Origin of the sequence: Mycobacterium sp., from assembly GCF_965277065.1 — a bacterium.
Lineage (GTDB): Bacteria > Actinomycetota > Actinomycetes > Mycobacteriales > Mycobacteriaceae > Mycobacterium.
Map to the genome: position 1 here is coordinate 275,778 of NZ_CBDIBT010000019.1, position 17,373 is coordinate 293,150.

Annotated in this window: 15 protein-coding genes and 2 pseudogenes; 11 read left to right on the top strand and 6 right to left on the bottom strand. The window is 65.5% G+C overall.

Annotation, left to right across the window (positions count from 1 at the left end):
- Position 1: 1 nt before the first annotated feature.
- From crcB to ACQY5A_RS18505, 3 genes are all read left to right on the top strand, one after another.
- Positions 2–361 (top strand): fluoride efflux transporter CrcB, encoded by a 360-nt coding sequence (gene crcB, locus ACQY5A_RS18495; RefSeq protein ID WP_428341796.1) that lies wholly within the window; start codon positions 2–4, stop codon positions 359–361.
- Complete coding sequence (locus tag ACQY5A_RS18500) at positions 358–1,440, top strand: DUF190 domain-containing protein (RefSeq protein ID WP_428341797.1); 1,083 nt, start codon at positions 358–360, stop codon at positions 1,438–1,440. Before crcB ends, ACQY5A_RS18500 begins: the two co-directional genes overlap by 4 nt.
- Positions 1,441–1,913: 473 nt before the next feature.
- Positions 1,914–2,480, top strand: coding sequence for a hemerythrin domain-containing protein (locus ACQY5A_RS18505; protein ID WP_428341798.1), 567 nt, complete (start codon positions 1,914–1,916; stop codon positions 2,478–2,480).
- A gap of 11 nt (positions 2,481–2,491) precedes the next feature.
- Here the strand turns inward: ACQY5A_RS18505 and ACQY5A_RS18510 are convergent, their stop codons facing one another.
- Complete coding sequence (locus tag ACQY5A_RS18510) at positions 2,492–4,129, bottom strand: glutamate--tRNA ligase (RefSeq protein WP_428341799.1); 1,638 nt, start codon at positions 4,127–4,129, stop codon at positions 2,492–2,494.
- 85 nt (positions 4,130–4,214) lie between these two features.
- Between ACQY5A_RS18510 and ACQY5A_RS18515 the strand changes: the two genes are divergently transcribed.
- Positions 4,215–5,678, top strand: coding sequence for a protein adenylyltransferase SelO (locus ACQY5A_RS18515; protein WP_428341800.1), 1,464 nt, complete (start codon positions 4,215–4,217; stop codon positions 5,676–5,678).
- Here ACQY5A_RS18515 and ACQY5A_RS18520 read toward each other — a convergent pair.
- A complete protein-coding gene (locus tag ACQY5A_RS18520) occupies positions 5,654–6,112 on the bottom strand; it encodes a DUF5994 family protein (RefSeq protein WP_428341801.1) in 459 nt (152 codons plus the stop codon). The genes ACQY5A_RS18515 and ACQY5A_RS18520 overlap by 25 nt on opposite strands.
- A 266-nt stretch (positions 6,113–6,378) precedes the next feature.
- On the opposite strand from ACQY5A_RS18520, the gene ACQY5A_RS18525 reads away from it, so the two are divergent.
- Entirely contained in the window at positions 6,379–6,609 is a 231-nt protein-coding gene (locus tag ACQY5A_RS18525) for a hypothetical protein (protein ID WP_428341802.1), read from the top strand.
- Between the two features lie 33 nt (positions 6,610–6,642).
- Here ACQY5A_RS18525 and ACQY5A_RS18530 read toward each other — a convergent pair.
- Positions 6,643–7,494 (bottom strand): annotated as a pseudogene (locus ACQY5A_RS18530) (oxidoreductase).
- Positions 7,495–7,585: 91 nt separating this feature from the next.
- On the opposite strand from ACQY5A_RS18530, the gene ACQY5A_RS18535 reads away from it, so the two are divergent.
- Positions 7,586–8,167 carry a TetR/AcrR family transcriptional regulator gene (locus ACQY5A_RS18535; protein WP_428341803.1) on the top strand — a complete coding sequence of 194 codons (582 nt, stop codon included), beginning with the start codon at positions 7,586–7,588 and terminating at the stop codon, positions 8,165–8,167.
- Positions 8,168–8,171: 4 nt separating this feature from the next.
- On the opposite strand, the gene ACQY5A_RS18540 is transcribed toward ACQY5A_RS18535, so the two are convergent.
- Complete coding sequence (locus ACQY5A_RS18540; protein ID WP_428341804.1) at positions 8,172–9,932, bottom strand: N-acyl-D-amino-acid deacylase family protein; 1,761 nt, start codon at positions 9,930–9,932, stop codon at positions 8,172–8,174.
- 89 nt (positions 9,933–10,021) lie between these two features.
- Between ACQY5A_RS18540 and ACQY5A_RS18545 the strand changes: the two genes are divergently transcribed.
- Positions 10,022–11,344: an aromatic ring-hydroxylating oxygenase subunit alpha gene (locus ACQY5A_RS18545; RefSeq protein ID WP_428341805.1), complete on the top strand. Its 1,323-nt coding sequence runs from the start codon at positions 10,022–10,024 to the stop codon at positions 11,342–11,344.
- Positions 11,328–11,936, top strand: a complete 609-nt coding sequence (locus ACQY5A_RS18550) for a TetR/AcrR family transcriptional regulator (protein ID WP_428341806.1) — start codon at positions 11,328–11,330, stop codon at positions 11,934–11,936. The genes ACQY5A_RS18545 and ACQY5A_RS18550 overlap by 17 nt, the downstream gene beginning before the upstream one ends.
- 79 nt (positions 11,937–12,015) lie before the next feature.
- On the opposite strand, the gene ACQY5A_RS18555 is transcribed toward ACQY5A_RS18550, so the two are convergent.
- Positions 12,016–13,128, bottom strand: a complete 1,113-nt coding sequence (locus ACQY5A_RS18555) for a peptidase M42 (RefSeq protein ID WP_428341807.1) — start codon at positions 13,126–13,128, stop codon at positions 12,016–12,018.
- 106 nt (positions 13,129–13,234) lie between these two features.
- Here ACQY5A_RS18555 and ACQY5A_RS18560 point away from each other — a divergent pair, with 106 nt between their 5' ends.
- Positions 13,235–14,167: a fructose bisphosphate aldolase gene (locus tag ACQY5A_RS18560; RefSeq protein WP_428341808.1), complete on the top strand. Its 933-nt coding sequence runs from the start codon at positions 13,235–13,237 to the stop codon at positions 14,165–14,167.
- Positions 14,168–14,282: 115 nt separating this feature from the next.
- On the opposite strand, the pseudogene ACQY5A_RS18565 reads toward ACQY5A_RS18560, so the two are convergent.
- A pseudogene (locus ACQY5A_RS18565) lies at positions 14,283–16,011 on the bottom strand (N-acyl-D-amino-acid deacylase family protein).
- A 63-nt stretch (positions 16,012–16,074) separates the two neighbouring features.
- On the opposite strand from ACQY5A_RS18565, the gene ACQY5A_RS18570 reads away from it, so the two are divergent.
- Entirely contained in the window at positions 16,075–16,701 is a 627-nt protein-coding gene (locus tag ACQY5A_RS18570) for a TetR/AcrR family transcriptional regulator (protein WP_428341809.1), read from the top strand.
- A gap of 2 nt (positions 16,702–16,703) precedes the next feature.
- Complete coding sequence (locus ACQY5A_RS18575; protein ID WP_428343229.1) at positions 16,704–17,372, top strand: hypothetical protein; 669 nt, start codon at positions 16,704–16,706, stop codon at positions 17,370–17,372.
- The last annotated feature ends 1 nt before the right edge of the window (position 17,373 follow it).

The following is a 17,373-nucleotide window of genomic DNA, read 5'->3' on the forward strand; positions in this document are numbered from 1 at the left end:
CATGGTGTGGATCGCGGTGGTGCTTGCCGGCGGCGTTGGCGCGGTGCTGCGCTTTCTGGTGGACGGCGCGGTCGGCCGGCGAGTGGCGAAGTCGGGCCTGCCGTTCGGAACGCTGGCGGTCAACATCAGCGGCGCCACCCTGCTCGGGTTCCTCGGCGCGCTGGCGTTGAATCGCTACGCCGCGCTGGTGGCGGGCACCGCGTTCGTCGGTTCGTACACCACGTTCTCCACCTGGATGCTGGAGACGCAGCGACTCAGCGAGGAGCGGCAGGTCCGCAATGCCGTCGCCAATATCGTCGCCAGCGTCGTGCTGGGCATCGGGGCGGCGTTGTTCGGCCAATGGATCGGCGGTCTGCTGTGAACCAGCCTGGCCTCAAGCTCACGACCTATTTCGGCGAGCGCCAGCGCACCGTCGGTGACGGCGGGCGGCCCAGGTTTCTGGCCGAAGCGTTGCTGGACCTGTTCGACACCCGGGGAATCGCGACCAGCGTGATGCTGCGCGGCATCGCGAGTTTCGGACCGCGGCACGTGTTGCGCACCGACGAATCGTTGAGCCTGTCGGAGGATCCGCCGGTGGCGATCGCTGCGGTCGACGTGGAATCGAAGATCGGCGGTTTGGTTGACGACGTGATCGCGATGACCGGTCGCGGTCTGGTGACACTCGAACGCGCACGCCTCGTCAGTGGCGTTGACGTTACGGTCGGCGCCGACGACGCGGCCAAGCTGACGGTCTACATCGGACGCCAAGAGCGCGTCGCCGGCCTGCCGGCACACCGAGGGGTGTGTGAGCTACTGCATCGAGAGGGATTCTCGGGCGGCGCAGTGTTTCTCGGCGTCGACGGCACCGCACACGGCGAGCGCTACCGGGCCGCCTTCTTCAGCCGCAACGTCAACGTCCCGCTGATGATCATCGCGGTCGGGACGCCGGCGCAGGTGTCAGCGGCGGTCGCTGAACTCAGCGGCATCGCGCCGCGTGCGTTGCTGACCGTCGAACGCGTGCGGCTGTGCAAACGCGGCGGCGAGCTGTTCGACCGCCCACCCACGCTGCCCGACACCGATGAGCAGGGCCGGCCGCTATGGCAGAAGGTGATGGTGCACACCAGCGAGGCCACCACGCATGGCGGCGTGCCGATCCATCGCGCGCTGGTGCGCCGGCTGCTGGAATCCGGAACGGCACGCGGCGCAACCGTGCTGCGTGGCATCTGGGGATTTCACGGCGATCACAAGCCGCACGGCGACAAGCTCTTTCAGCTGACGCGACGGATGCCCGTGGTCACCGTCATCATCGACTCCCCGGAGTCGGTCGCACGCAGCTTTGGCATCATCGACGAACTGACCGCCGAGCATGGTCTGGTCACCAGTGAGGTGGTCCCGGCGGTGGTGTCGGTCGACGGCCCGGACCGCGACGGCGACGGTTCACTGGCTCGCCACGACTATTGAGGCTCAGCCTCCGCCGCCCGCGCCAGGCGCTCCGCCTGCGCTCCCCGCCCGCTCCAGTAGTCCTGGCTCGGGTCGTACTGCGCCACCGGCAGAGTTTGTTGCAGTGCCGGCGGAGCGGGCGACTGAGTGGGAATGTCATTGCTTTCCTTCGGGTTTCAGACGCAATCCGATGCGCCGTCGACGGCGAACACCGCCCGGCTGGTGCAGCTGCTCTCGACGGCCCTGACCTCGGTGAACTCCAGGATCTGACGCTGGACGTCGGTCAGCCGGGGCGATGTCAGATCGTTGAGGTCGATGCCGGCGCGGTCGGCGACGTCGCGATCCGAAGAGCCAGATCGGCCGCTCCTCCTTCTCGACGCAGTGCCGAATGCAGAGTAGCGCCAGTAATACGGCGTTTAACCGCACTCCGCCGGGGTACGCCCACCTCAACCGGTCAACGGCCGGAGTCCGTCAAGGAGCGAAGGGCGTACCGCATGTCCGAGATGATCATCGCGTCGCCCGACGACGTGATCCAGTTCCTCAAGGCGCAGCACAACCTGATCGAGGACATGTTCGACCAGGTCCTGCACGCGTCAGATCCGAAGGCGCGCGAGACACCGTTCGTGCAGCTGCGGCAGCTGCTGGCGGTACATGAGACCGCCGAGGAGATGGTGGTGCATCCCCGGGCGCGCCGCGAGGTAGAGGCCTTCGACTCGATCGTCGATGCCCGTCTCGAGGAGGAGCATGACGCCAAACAGCTGTTGTCCGGCATCGAAAAGATCGACATCACGTCAGACGAATTCATCGAAGAGCTGACCAAGCTGCGTGATGCGGTACTCGACCACGCCTCACACGAAGAGAAGTACGAGTTTCCGAAGCTGCAGGAGCAACTCAGCGACGCCGAATCCAAGCGGCTGACCGTTGCGGTGCACGCGGCTGAGGCCATCGCACCGACCCGCCCGCATGCCGGCGTGGAATCGCCGCTGCTGAACTTCGCCGTTGGACCGTTCGCGTCGATGCTGGATCGCGCGCGCGACCTGATCGAGAACGGGCTCAGCTAGACAAACGCGCGTCAGGCGGTGAGGCAGCTGATCCGCCGGATCACCTCGTCGCGGCCCAAAGCGCGCGCGATCTGGAACAGGTCCGGACTCTTCGTCGAACCGGTCAAGCCGACCCGGATCAACTGCGACGCCTCCCGGATCGAGCCCGGGTAGGCGTCGGGGTTCTTCTTGTATTCCTTGGCGTTTCCCGCAAAGCCGAACTTGTTGGCCAGATCCCGGATCTGCTGGAACCACTGCACCGGGTCGTCGAGATCCTGGTAGGACGCAACGAAGTCACCCGCGAAGGAGCGCACCAGATCGGCCGGCAGCCCGCCCAGTTGGGCCTCGTCGACAGCCACCGGCGTGAACAGATCGGCGAAGAAGAATCCGTACGCCGGGCGAAAATCGGACCATTTGCGGAGATCCTTGCGCGGGTTGTCGACGCCGTCGCGCTCGACCGCCAAGGCGGCCAGCGTCTGCTCCGGATGGGCTTCGATGACGCGCTGCAACTCGGGATCGAACTCCGCCGCCCAGGCCGTCACCGCCGCGTAGATCTCCGGTCCGCTCAGCGTTGCGATGTGATCGGCACTGATGTCTTCCAGTTTTACCAGATCCACCAACGGGCCGGCGCCGCCACATTCGGCCAGCGATATCGGCGCGGCAAGAGCCTCGGGCAGCGGAGTTTCCGCCAGCCGGCCGTTGGCCAGGCCGCGTAGGTAATAGAGCACGGCGTCGGCGGGATAGCCGGAGCTGATGTAGAAGTCGACGTCGGCTTCGGGGTCTTTACGTTTGGACAACTTCCGCTTGCCGCCGGGGATCTGCTTCATCAGCAGCGCGATGTGCGCGTAGGTGGGCGGCTCGAAACCCAGCGCCCCGAACAGTTGAAGATGCAAGGCCGTCGACGACAGCCACTCCTCGCCACGGATCACCAGGTTGCACCGCATCAGGTGGTCATCGACAGCATGGGCGAAGTGGTAGGTCGGCAGTTGCACCGCCGCCGAGGACTTGAGAATGACCACGTCGTTGTAGTTGTCCTCCATGGACAGTTCGCCGCGGATCGCGTCGGTGAAGGAGGCCCGCCCGCCGGTGCGGCCGGGCGAGCGGAAACGCAGCACGTACGGCGTTGCCTTCTCCAACTGCTCCCGCACAGCCGCGCCGTCGGCGTCGCGCCAGATCGCCCATTCGCCGTAGTAACCGGTCGGTCGCTTCAGTTGTTGCTGGCGGGTGCGGGCCTCGGCAAGCTCCTCGGAAGTGGCGAAGCACAGGTAGGCCTTCCCGCAGCGCAGCATCTCGCGGGCGTAGCTGAGGTAGATCGTCGCCCGCTCCGACTGGCGGTATGGGCCGTACTCACCCCTACCCACCCCCTCGTCGGAAACGACTCGAAAGTAGGCGAAGGCACGATCGAACTGCTCGTAGGCGCCGGCTACTTCCCGCGACTGGTCGGTGTCTTCGATCCGCACGAAGTACCGGCCACCGCTCTGGTGTGCGACCGACTCGTCGATCATCGCCGTGTAGATGCCGCCGAGGTGAATGAAGCCAGTCGGCGACGGGGCCAGCCGGGTCACCTGCGCGTCGGAGGGTAGATCGCGAGGCGGATAGCGCTGCTCCCACTCGCCCGGCTCAGGCAGATCGGCGGGAAAGAGGCGGTCAACCTCGTGCGGCTCCAGCATTCCGGTGACAGCTCCAATCTCGGCAGGTTGCCTGGTCGATGGTAGTCACGCTGGTGACCGCCGGTGCCGCCCGTAGGCTGGGCGGATGAGCGTCGCCCCGGATATCACCGTTGCTCTGCAGGACCGCTTCGCGCGCGATCTGCCCGAGATGGTCATCAGTTGGCAAGCGCAGAGTTTCCCCGCCCCGCGGCTGCTGGCGTTCAACACACCCCTTGCTGTCGACCTGGGCCTCGACCCCGCCTGGCTGCAGGGCCCGGACGGGCTGCGCTTTCTGGTTGGCAACAACGTGCCCGACGGCGCCGCGCCGGTCGCCCAGGCGTACGCGGGTCACCAGTTCGGCGGCTACGTCCCGCAACTGGGCGACGGACGCGCACTGTTGCTGGGCGAGCTCGCCAACGCCGACGGCCGGCTCCGCGACATCCACCTCAAGGGTTCGGGTGCGACCCCGTTCGCTCGCGGCGGCGACGGCTTGGCAGCGGTGGGGCCGATGCTGCGCGAGTACATCATCAGCGAGGCGATGCACGCGTTGGGCGTCCCCACCACCCGATCCCTGGCCGTAGTGTCGACGGGCCGGATGGTGCAGCGTGAGACGGCGCTGCCGGGCGCTGTACTGACCCGCGTCGCCGCCAGCCACCTGCGGGTGGGCAGCTTCCAATACGCCGCTGCGACCCGCAATCTCGACCTGGTGCGGCGCCTGGCCGACCACGCGATCGCCCGCCACTACCCCGGTGCCGCCATGCTCGACAATCCCTATCTCGCACTGTTCGAGGCAGTGGCCGCGGTGCAGGCGTCGCTGGTGGCGCATTGGATGCTGATCGGCTTTGTGCACGGTGTGATGAACACCGACAACATGACGATCTCCGGCGAGACGATCGACTACGGCCCCTGCGCCTTCATGGAGGCCTACGACCCCGACACGGTGTTCAGCTCGATCGACCAGTGGGGCCGCTACGCCTACGAAAACCAGCCCGTCGTCGCAGGCTGGAACCTCGCCCGGTTCGCCGAAGCGCTGCTGCCGTTGCTGGCCGACACGGTCGACGAAGGCGTCGCCCTCGCGCAGAAGGCGTTCGACGTCTTCCGCGTCCAGTACGACGCGACCTGGACCGACGGGATGCGCGCCAAGCTCGGCCTACCCGAGGACGTCGAAGCCGCGACCATCACGCCGGTGGCCGAGGAGCTGCTCGCCCTGCTCAAAGAGAGCCACGTCGACTACACCTCGTTCTTCCGCGCTCTGAGTCACGCAGCGCGCGGTCACGCCGAACCGGCGCGCGGATTGTTCATCAACCTGGCCGGTATCGACGAGTGGATCGCGCGCTGGCGCACGCTTGGTCCGGATGCGGCAACCATGAACCGAAGCAATCCGGTGTACATCCCGCGCAACCACCTCGTCGAAGACGCGTTGACCGCGGCTACCGCCGGAGATCTGAATCCGTTTCAGGAGCTACTCGCGGCGGTCAGTGCTCCGTACGACGAGCGGGCGGGTCTGGACCGCTATGCCAGCCCCGCGCCGGAAGACTTCGGCGGCTACCGAACCTTCTGCGGCACCTGAGCTTCCAGACTGACGGCGCGCTGCTTCACAGCGGCCTGCAGGATCGATCCCGCGGTGATGAACGCAGGTTTGTCGCGGTCGGCGGGAACGATGGACAGGCCGGCCGCCCGGCGCAGCACCATCAGCGCCAGGGCGCTGTAGGTGGTGTAAGCGATGATCAACAAGTTGACCCGCCCCTCCACGCCGTTGAGCGTGATGATGTGCTGCGGTTTGTGTTCCCAACCCGGCCAGTTGAAGTCCGGTGGCCGTTGCAGGTGGGGCCAATTGACGTTGATGGACGTGATGTCGCCCAGCATCGGGGTCAGTGCGGCGACCAGGCCCGGTAGCTCGATGGTCATGCGATCGACCCGAGGCCACCATGCTCCGTCGATGTCGCCACCCAACCGGTTGGCAACCGAAAGCCGGACAGGATTCGCCGACCGCCAGTCGCTCATACTACGGCTAAGCGATACGAAGCGGAAAAACTGCTGTTCAACGGAATTCCTTCACGGCTGGCGTCGCCCCTGCCGATGCAGGACGGCGGAGGAATTCCGTTGCCCGTGAATGCGATCCGCGCGTATCACGTTGCATCACCGCTGACAACGAAACGGCTCTCTGTCCAGAGTACGCCACGCGCAGTGGTTTGTAACCTCGGCATGAGGTAGCGGTCAACCAAATAGCCGTTTGCGCGTACAGTGGTAGAAACAATCGGGGAGACGCAGTGACCGTACAAAACTGGTGTGACGCAGCTGAAATTCACCCGTCGCAGATCCGCGTCGGTGACATCATCGGCACTTTGCGCGAAACCACCCTGCGCTACACCGTCAAAATGGTCAGCGTTCCACACTCGGCTCCACGCAGGTGGACGTTTTTCGGCCGCGACGATAAAGGCCTGGATTACGCAAACGTGTTCGGGGAGAACGACTTAGTCCGCCGATATGGCAAAGTATAGCGAAAATGGTTAACAGCCATAGCTTCTCGGCGGCTAGCTGACGCTCAACGGCACCTGATCCGACTTCGGCGGTTTGGTGAGATGGTTCGCCTTACGAATCCCCTTGTCCAACACCCCTGCTGGTGCGAACCTTTTCAGCACGGTCAGTCGACGAGCCAATGGCCCAGCCGGATAGCGCCGCTTCGGGCTGCGACTGGTCGCCGCCTTCAGCACCACCTTTGCCACCACCGACGGGTCGTCGCCGGCACGCACCGCTTCGATCAGACCCTCTTTGACGTGTTCGCGCAGGACCGCATAGCTCTGGATCGGTGAGTCCGGGTCGGCGGCGTTGGCGTCGAACGCGGTGTCGGTGTAGCCGGGCTCGACCACGGACACCCTGACACCGAACTCACGGGTTTCGTGATCCAGCGACTCCGAATACCCCTCGACGGCGTGCTTCGAGGCCGCTTACAAGGCGCCGTACGGCGCCGGCAGGAACCCCAGCACCGAGCCGATGTTGATGATCCGGCCGCTGCGTTGCGCCCGCAGATGCGGCAAGACCTCATTGGTCACCCGGATCATCCCGAAGAAGTTGGTGTCGAAAAGTTGCTTCGCCTGAGCGATCGAACTCTCCTCGGCAGCGCCGAAGACGCCCACCCCGGCGTTGTTCACCAGCACGTCGATGCGTCCCGCGCGCTGGATGACCGTCGACACCGCAGCGGCGACCGAGGGCTGGTCACTGACGTCGAGCGGCAGCAGTTCCACGCCGGCGATCGGCTCGTTGCGTTGCGGGTTGCGGCTGGTGCCGAACACTTCGAAGCCCTTCGCCGCGAAAACGCTGGCGATGGCCCGTCCGATTCCCGACGAAGTGCCGGTGATCAGAACCACGGGCGGACGCTGAGTCATGTTTGCTCCTAGTAAACCGATCGGTGTACCTCTACCGGCGCCACGGTACAACAGGTGACGGACGATGTAAACCGTTCGGTATACTCCTGATATGAACAAGCAGTCCGCGACGCAGAAGGGGGGCCGCGGTGCGCGCCAGCGCATCCTGGACGCGGCCGCAGAGTTGTTCTACCGCGACGGCATCAACGCCACCGGTGTCGAGCGGCTTGCTGCCGAGTCATCCGTCTCCAAAAGGACGCTGTACCAGCATTTCCCAAGCAAGGCGGCGGTGGTTGCGGAATACCTGCGCGGCATGGAGCAGCGCATTGCCGACACCGTGATCAATCCCCGCGACGACCTGACACCGCGCCAGCGGATGCTTGCCGCGTTCGACAGCAGCGCCGCTTCAGGCGAGACCGGTCGCGGCTGTCCGTTCCATAACGCCGCCGTCGAGTCGGCGGGGTCTATGCCCGGAGTTCAGGACATCGTGCGGGCAGCCAAAGTCGGCTTCGCCGATTGGCTTACCGCACTGGCCGACCAGGCCGGCGCCGCGGATCCGCGGCAACTCGGCAACCAACTCGCCGTCTTGTACGAAGGCGCCGGTGCACTGTCGACCTCACTGAACGACCCGGAGCCGTGGGCTCGTGCCAAAAAGGCCGCCGCGGTGCTGATCGACCACGCCCTCGGCGCCTAATTAGTCAGCGCGCGCCGCGGACCAACCGCCCGGGCCGCGCGCCGGTGTCGGCGCCGTGCCGGCGCGTCGCCACGCCATTGACGATCGTGGCGTCGTAGCCGGAAGCTCCCTGGATCAACCGCTTGCCACCAGCCGGCAGGTCGTAGGCCATTTGCGGCCGATGCAACGTGATCGCATCCATGTCGATGATGTTGACGTCGGCGCGTTTCCCGATTTCGATCACACCACGGTCGGACAGCCCGAACAGCTGCGCGGTGTCGTAGGACTGCTTGCGGATGACGTACTCCAGCGGCAGCTTGTCGCCGCGATGCCGGTCGCGCGCCCAGTGCGTGAGCAAGAACGTCGGGAACGACGCATCGCAGATCATCCCGCAGTGCGCGCCGCCGTCGGATAGCCCGACCACGCCCGCGGGATGAGTCAGCATCTCGCGTATCGCATCGTGGTTGCCGTGGGCGTAGTTGTAGAACGGCAGCATCAGCATCGACGTCGCGTCGTGCTCGAGCATCAAGTCATACAGCGTCGACAACGGGTCCTCGCCATGCTCGGCCGCGATCTTCTCCACGGTGCGTTCGTCGGTCGGCTCGTAGTCGGGCGGATCGCCGAGCGAGTAGGTGCGGCCCAGCGCGTACTGCGCGAGGGCGAACATGTTGTCGAACAACAGATTCGGATCGGGCGGAAGATCCTCGTCGTTGAGGATTGCAGCCTTGACGGCGGGCTCGGCGAGGCGCCGCGCAAGCTCCTCGCGGTCGCATTCGGCCTTCAGCCGGAGGAAGGTCGGGCGATGGGTGAACGCGTGATGCCCGTCGAAGCCGAACAACATGCCGAACGGCCGTGCAGCGATCTGCGGGTGCAGCCGGCTGCCGGCGGCATGTGCCGCCGCTGAGACGTCCAGCTGCTCGCGCCAGAGGTCCGGGGCGGCGTCGACCTGGATCATGCCGAACGAGATCGGGCGGTCGATGTCAGCGCCCAACCGCCGCATCCACTCCAGCTCTTTTTTGGGCGCGATGATGTCTTCGCCCGCCACACCCTGCGGAGCCAGCTCGAACACCGCCTGACCACCGGCGGCCATCGCCCGGCCGAGGCCGAACAGCTCATCTTCCGCGGCATAGGTCCCCGGTACCGGTTCGCCGTCGATCGCACGGTGGCCGATTGTGCGCGACGTCGAAAAGCCCAGTGCCCCAGCCTCGATCGCCTCTTGCACCAGCCGCGCCATCGCCGCGATGTCGTCCGGTGCGGCGGGCTCGTTGCGGGCGCCGCGCTCCCCCATCGCGTACGCGCGGACGGCGCCGTGCGCCACCTGGCTCCCGACGTCGACGGCGTATTCCTGCCTCCCGATCACGTCGAGGTATTCGGGGTAGCTTTCCCAGCCCCACGAAATGCCCTCGGTGAGCGCGGCGCCGGGGATGTCCTCGACGCCTTCCATCAGGCCGATCAGCCAGTCCTCTTGACCCGGCCGCACCGGGGCGAATCCGACACCGCAGTTGCCGGTCACGACGGTGGTCACGCCGTGTCCGCTGGACGGTTCCAGCAGGGCATCCCAGCTGACCTGGCCGTCGTAATGGGTGTGGATGTCGACGAATCCGGGCGCGACGATTTTTCCGGTTGCGTCGATGGTCTCGGCGGCGTCGCCTTCCAGCGGTGGGCTACCTGGCCCGCGGCGGCGAATCTCAACGATCTTGCCGTCTTTGACGGCGATGTCGGCGTCGTATCGGTCCGCGCCGGTTCCATCGACGACGGTGCCACCGGTGATTTTGAGATCGAACACGATTACTCCCTTGGCTGCGCTGCCGGTTGGCTACAGTGACTCCGATAAAGGAATGTAACACCGTTACAGAGGCTTCGGGAGTACTTCAGATGACGTACGCAACGACTGACGTCCGGCGCGAGGACGCGATTGGCACACCGCCGCAGCGGCCGACCCTGGTGCCCGCGGAGCGGTACTACTCCGCGGCGTTCGCACAGCTCGAAGTCGAGCGCATGTGGCCCAGGGTGTGGCAGGTCGCGTGTAGCCTCGACCATGTCGCAGAGCCCGGCGACTACTTCGAATACCGTTGCCAGCCTTACTCGGTCATCATCGTCCGCGACGACGACGGCACGCTGCGCGCCTTTCAGAACGTGTGCCGCCACCGCGGCAACTCGCTGTGCGCCGGCTCGGGCTCGGACTTACACGAGCTGCGCTGCGGCTATCACGGCTGGACATGGAATCTGTCCGGCACGCTCAAACGAGTCCCCAACCGCAAAGGCTTCGGCACGCTTGCCATGGCCCAATTCCCGCTGTTCGCGGTCCGCGTCGACACCTGGGAGCGGCTGGTCTTTGTCAATCTCGACCTCGGCGCGCCGCCGCTGACCGACTACCTCGAAGCGGTGCCCGACGACATCGCCTGGCTGGGTCTCAGCGACTTTCGTTGCTACGCAACGATGACCGTTGACGTCGACGCGAACTGGAAGACGATTGCCGACGGATTCAGCGAGACCTACCACATCCAGACCCTGCACCCTGAGTTGCACAGGTGCATGGATGACGTCTACGCGCCACAGGTGATCTGGGGGCACACCGGCAAGTCCGAGCAGCTGTACGGGCTGGCGAGCCCCCATCTCAAGCGGTCGCTGAGCGACGCCGAGGTGTGGGACGCCTACGTGTGCACCCAGGGCGCGCTGATGGGTGTCGCGGAAGGCACCCCGTTCCCGGGTGGGCACCCGGTTATCGACGTAATCGCAAAGCAAATAAGAGCTTTCGCTGCCGGACGCGGCGTCGATCTGGCTTGGGCCAGCACCGATCAGCTGATGCGACTGCACCAGTACAACGTTTTTCCGAATCTGACGGTGCTGGCCAATGCCGACCATCTGACGGTGCTGTGTTCTCGTCCGGGCCCCGATCCCGACCACGGCGAGTTGGTGATGATGCTGTGGATGCGCATGGCGCCCGACGCTGCGCGCGGCATACCCGCCGATGTCCGGTTGACCGCTGACCAGGCCGAACCGGGCCTGGTTCTCACGCAGGACATTTCGGTGCTGGCCGGGCTTCAGCGCGGTCTGCATCAGCCCGGGCTCAGCCACCTGACGCTGTCGGCGGAAGAACGGCGCCTGATCAACATGCACCGCAACCTGGACCGCTATCTGGACCTTCCTGAGTCGCAACGCGTCACAGGAGGTGAACCGGATGCCGGCAGCGCTTGACGCGGCGACGATCCTGGACGCCGCCGCCGACCTGATCGAACGCCAAGGCGTAGCGGCGTTCACCATGCGCGGCCTCGCCGAGGAGCTCGGTGTCGCGGTCACGTCCATCTATTGGCATATCGGCGGACGCGACAAACTGTTCGACAGCCTGGTCGACCGACTGCTCAGCGAGATGGCGCACCTGCCGATCGACGGCGGCAGCCCGACAGAACGCATTGCGTCCCTGGCCCGTTCGCAGCGCAAGGTGTTGATCGATCGTCAACACCTGCTGGCCATCGCCCACGAACGCGACCGAACGCCGACGCTGTTCCTGCCGATCCAGCAGAAGCTGGCCGCCCTGCTCGCGGACGTGAGCGTGACCGGCACCGACGCCGCGCTGGTTCTGCGAGCGGTTCAGGTGCACGTCATATCGTCGGCGGTGATGCAGTTCTCGGCGGTTCGTGGGGCCAAGCACGAGGAAGAGGATCCCTCCCTCTGGGACGACGACTGGCCGGACCGGGATCTCGTGCGAGCACTGCAGTCCCCCACCGACTACGACGCGGTGTTCGAATACGGACTGAGCGCGCTACTGGCAAGCCTTCGGGCCCACTAGACACCGCGAAAGTGCAAGTACCGAGGCGTTTCCCGAGTAGGCGTGTTGGTAGTTGCACTCTCGCGGCAGCAACGGCTCGCTAGCCGTCCAGTAAGAAATCGACCACGATGCCGGCCATGTCGTCGATGGCGGCGCGCGGAATCACTTCGAAGCCATGGGTACTCAGGGTCGGCAGGCACAGCAATCCCGCGCGTGGCGTCAGCCCGCTGGCTTTGGAATGCGAGGCATCGGACATGAAGGCACCCAGCGTCGCCGCCTGCGGCGAGAGCCCGCGGCCGGTGGCGACCGCCATCAGTCGATCGGCGATGTCCTTGTCGTAGACGCACAACGCGTCGCTGTATCCCACGATCGGGCCACCGGTGACTGTGGTCGCATACTCGCGCTCGGTAGGCCCGACGTCCAACGCGATGGTCAGGGTGCCGGGCAGAGTGGCGCTTGCATACGAACCGCCGACACCGCCGATCTCCTCGTTGGTGGTGAAGATCAGGTACGCGTCTTGCGCGGGTCGTTGCCCCTCGTGCAACAGTCGCGCGGCGCGCAGTAGCGCCGTGACCGCGGCGCGGTCATCGAGAAAGTAGGCGCCGACGTACTCACCGAACTCGACCAGGTCTCGTTTGCTTCGGTCGACGCACACCCGTGTTCCGGCGTGCACGCCCGCCGCGGCCAGCTCTTCCGGGCTGCGCCCGGTGAAGACATAGACGTGTTGCCAATCCAGCGCGCGGTCACCTTGGTCGGGTTTGGTCTCCCAGATCCGCGGACTCTCCTGGGTGGTGTGTTCCGAGCCGAGAGTGAGCACGGCAGTCAGCACCTGGTGATCGCCGAGCACGGCGACCGGGCCCAGCCCGAAATTGCCCGGATACATCACTCCGAGTTGCGTCAAGTGCAGGGTTCCGTCCGGTTCGACCCGCTTGACCAGCATGGAGAGTTCGTCCATGTGTGCCATCACCCGCGTCGCGGCGCCATCGGCAATCGGACTCGTCCGGTGCCGGTGATCGGTCGACGGCGACGCGTTCCCCGCGGCGGCGATGTATCCGATCAGGTTGCCGGCGTCGTCGGTCCACGTGTCGTCGACAAGAGGTTGTAGCTCGCGTGCGCACACGTTGCGCACCGCGTCCTCCTGACCGCAGGGACCGTACGTCCACAGCAGTTCCTGCAGGAGACTTTCGGTCGTGTCCAGGTCGCGTTGGCCCATCGGTTCCCCTCCCCATCTCCGCCCACCGTAACGATCGGCCCTGCCAAAGGATGCGGGTGGTTTGCCGGCTCATCGGAAGTGGTAGCCGCGAGGTTGACGTTGCGCGATGCTGGACGCAACGTGTCGAGAGCGCGACGGCGGAGGGACGGCAGTGAACGAGGAGCAACTCAACGAGATGGGGTCTGGGCGTGGTTTCATCGCCGCGCTGGATCAAAGCGGTGGCAGCACCCCCAAAGCACTGGCGCTGTACGGCATTCCCGAGCGGGCGTACGGCAACGAGACTCAGATGTTCGACCTCATTCATCAGGCCCGCGCGCGGCTGATCGAGAGTCCCAGCTTCAACCGCGAAAAGATCTTGGCGACCATCCTGTTCGAGCAGACGATCGATCGCACCATCAACGGCGAGAACACCGTGGCCTTCCTGTGGAAGCAGAAACACATTGTGCCGTTCGTCAAGGTTGATCAGGGCCTCGCCGACGCGCAGTACGGCGTCCAGCTGATGAAGCCGATGACGAAGCTCGACAGTCTGCTCGATCGCGCCGTCGAGCGCGGCATCTTCGGCACCAAGATGCGCTCGTTCATTCAGGAACCCAACGACGGCGGGATCCAGGCGGTTGTCCAGCAGCAGTTCGACTGCGCCGCGCGGATCGCCCGGTACGGACTGATACCGATCCTCGAGCCCGAAGTCAGCATCAAAAGCCCGGACAAGCCCACGGCTGATCGGCTGCTGGTGACGGCCTTGTCAGAGAGGCTCGAGGATCTGCCCGTCGACCGGCAGGTGATGCTCAAGCTGACCCTGCCGGACGAGGCAGACCTCTATGAACCGCTGATCAACCATCCGCGGGTGCTGCGTGTGGTGGCTTTGTCCGGCGGCTACACCTTGGCGCAGAGCGCCGAGATCCTGGCTCGCAATCACCAACTGATCGCGAGCTTCTCGCGGGCCCTGACCGAGGGCCTCACCGTCGATCAGACCGACGAGGAATTCGACGCCAAGCTCAAGGCGAACATCGACGAGATCTACACCGCGTCGGTGACCTGACCACGACCGACCGCGATGTCGTGCATTGAACGTCAGCGGTCGGGATTGTCGACGTCGACTGTGTAGCTTTTGCGGGTGGAAATAGCTACTGCCGAGGAATCGACGCCCAGCGCTGCTAGCGGTTTCCCGCCTGCAGGAACCGTCCTGCGTGCAGACCGGTACCGAAACCTGGCGCGAAGTCGCCTTTTTCGTAGACGACCTGACCACCGACGACCGTCGCGCTGACAAGATCGTCGTTGCGATTGACCATCCGCTTGACACCGGGCGGCCCGGGATAGGGAGCCTCGGCATAAGCAGCGCTCGAGCCGTCGAAACCAGCCGGGTCGATGACGGCGATGTCGGCCCGCTTGCCCTCATGCAGGTAGCCCGCGTCAAGGCCGTACCAGTCCGCGAGCTCGCCGGTGAGGCGGCGGACCGCGGTTCCGACGGGCATCGACCGGCGCTGGTGGACACGTTCGAGCATGCGCAGCCCGGAGTTGTAGAACGCCATATTGCGCAGGTGCGCCCCAGAATCGGAGAATCCGATCTGCACATTGGGCGACCGTTGCATGCGATCCAGCACCTCATCGCGATCGTTGGCGACGACGGTTCGCCAGCGCAGCCCGGCGCCGTGCTCGACGGCCAGGTCGAGCAACGCGTCGGTGGGCTCGATTCCGCGGCTCGCGGCGACGTCGGCAAAAGAACGTCCGACCACGGAACCGTCGGGGCAGGCGACGATTTCGGCGTCGGACAGGTCGCGGCTCCACACCCGTGGGCCGAATTGCTTGGTCATGTCCTTGCGGAACTGCCGGCGATATGACTCGTCGGCGAGCAGCTTTCCGCGGCTCATCTCGTCGCGGAAGTTCAGTGCGGCTGAGCCGGAACCGAATTCCTCGAACACGACCAGATCGACACCATCGGCGTACATTTCGAACGGAACCGGCAAGTGCTGCCAGCGAAAGTCGCCACCGGCCCGGTTGGTGAGACTGGCGGCCAGCAACGTCAATCGTGCTGCCCGCCGGTCGGCCTTGACGTCGGCCGCCGCGATCAGGGTGGTCTTCAGGGGACGCCGGAACCCGCGACCGATGCTTTGCGCGAGGTAGCGCGACACTTCGGCTTGCCGCGCCAGGTCCGGGGTGCTCTGGTGCACGCGTCCGCGTTGCCGCAGAACGGTATTCAGAGCATGGAATTCCGACCATTTGGCGTAGGTCGAGGGCAGCTGTCGGGCCGGGAAACGGGTACCTTCGAGTTTGGAGAAGGAGCTGCGCAATGTGGACAGCCCGACGAAGCCGGCGTCGAGGGCATCGGAGAGCATCTGCTTCATCCGATCGATCTCAGCACGGGTCGGCCGGTAATCGCCATCGACGGACTGACCCAGACCCAACACCGCGGCCCGGATGTCGGAGTGGCCGATGAACGCGGCCACGTTCGCCCCGAGCGGCAGCGAATCGAGCGTCTTCGCGTATTCGGCTGGGCCGGTCCACGGTTTTGGCTTCTTTGACCGAGTCGCGAACGATTTGCCACGGCAGTGCCTCCACCCGCGCGAACATGTCGGCGCAGTCGTCGGCGTCGCTGTAGACCGTCGACAGCGAGCAGTTGCCGAGAACGACCGAGGTCGTGCCGTGCCGCACCGACTCGCCGAGCCCGGGGCTGAGCAGAACTTCCGCGTCGTAATGCGTATGCACGTCGATGAGCCCGGGCACCACCCACTGACCACGGGCATCCACGGTGCGGGCACCCTCCGGCAGGCCCGGTGCGACCGCGGCGACCTTCCCGTCGCGGACACCGACGTCGGCGGTGATCGGCGGTGCGCCGGTCCCGTCGAACACCGTCCCGCCACGGATGACCAGTTCAAAATCCGCCATCAAGAGCCCGCCCTTCGATACTTATTGGTATCCAGTCGATACTGAGGAGTATGCTTTCGTTTCATGTCGCCTGTCAAGCGGCCCCGCACCCGCCCCACCCGAGGCGAGGTCCGGGACCGGATATTGGAAGCAGCCTCGAAAGTTTTCGCCGCTGAGGGGTTCGCCGGCGCGACCATCGATGCGATCGGTCATGCCGCGGGATTCACCAAAGGCGCGGTCTACTCGAATTTCGACACCAAGGACGAATTGTTCCTGGCTCTGCTGGACCGCGAGTTCGAGATTCGCGGCGAACAGATCGCCACCGCGCTGGAAAGCGGCGGCGATCCCGCCGCGACCGCGCAGACGTTGAGTCACTCGGTGCTCGACTCCGTTCACGACCACGCCGACTATTACGTCCTTTTTGTCGAGTACTGGCTGCGTGCCGTGCGCGACCCGGAATTGCGCGAGCGCCTGATCGCGCGTCGTCATGCCGCCGCCGCTGAGCAGGCCGAGAACTTCGTCGACTCGGTGGCCGCCGTGGCATCCGGCCGCCCGCTGGCCGACCTCGCTCAACTCGTCGTCACGATGAACTTGGGTATTGCGATGGAAGAAGTACTGCGCCCGGGAACAATCGACCCCGACCTCCTCGCGCAATTGATCACCTCCCTGCTGGAATCTGTTGCGGCGCAAAGCGATGAGAAGCACCAGTGAACATGCAGGATGGCACGGAAGCCGCGGCGGTGATCACCGCGACCGGGTTGGGCGTGGATGGCGAGCACGAGCCGCTGTTCTCCGCCATCGACTTGGCGCTCCCCCAAGGCTTTCACGCCATTCAGATGCCCGGCGGGCCAGGTCAGACCGCGTTGCTCTTGACGCTGGCCGGTCGCTTCAAGCCGTCCCACGGCACGCTGACGGTGCTCGGCGATACGACGCCACGGGCGATTCGCCGGCACTGCGCTATCGCGGCCTTCCCCGACATCGACGAGCTGGAGGAATCGGTGACCGTGCAGACGGTGCTCGCCGAACAGCGACGCTGGCTGGCGCCCTGGTACGCGCATATCCCACACGAAGCCGGCAAGTCCACTCTGGCCGAGGTATTCGGCGAGACTCCCCCGCCGCCCACCGACACCTACATCGTCGAATTGTCCGACCTCGAATTGTTTTTGCTCCGGATCTCGCTGGCAACGATGTCGAACCGTCCGATCCTCGTCGTCGGCGATCTCGAGCAGGTACGCGACAACGCGCGCCGCGCGATCGCGGTGGACCGGTTGGGTGCGCTCGCGGCTAAGCGCACCGTCGTCGTCGGCGTGACCAACCCACTCGGCGCACAAGCGCCGGACCACGAACTTCACGATCAACGCAGCCAGACCGAAGGGGACTGAC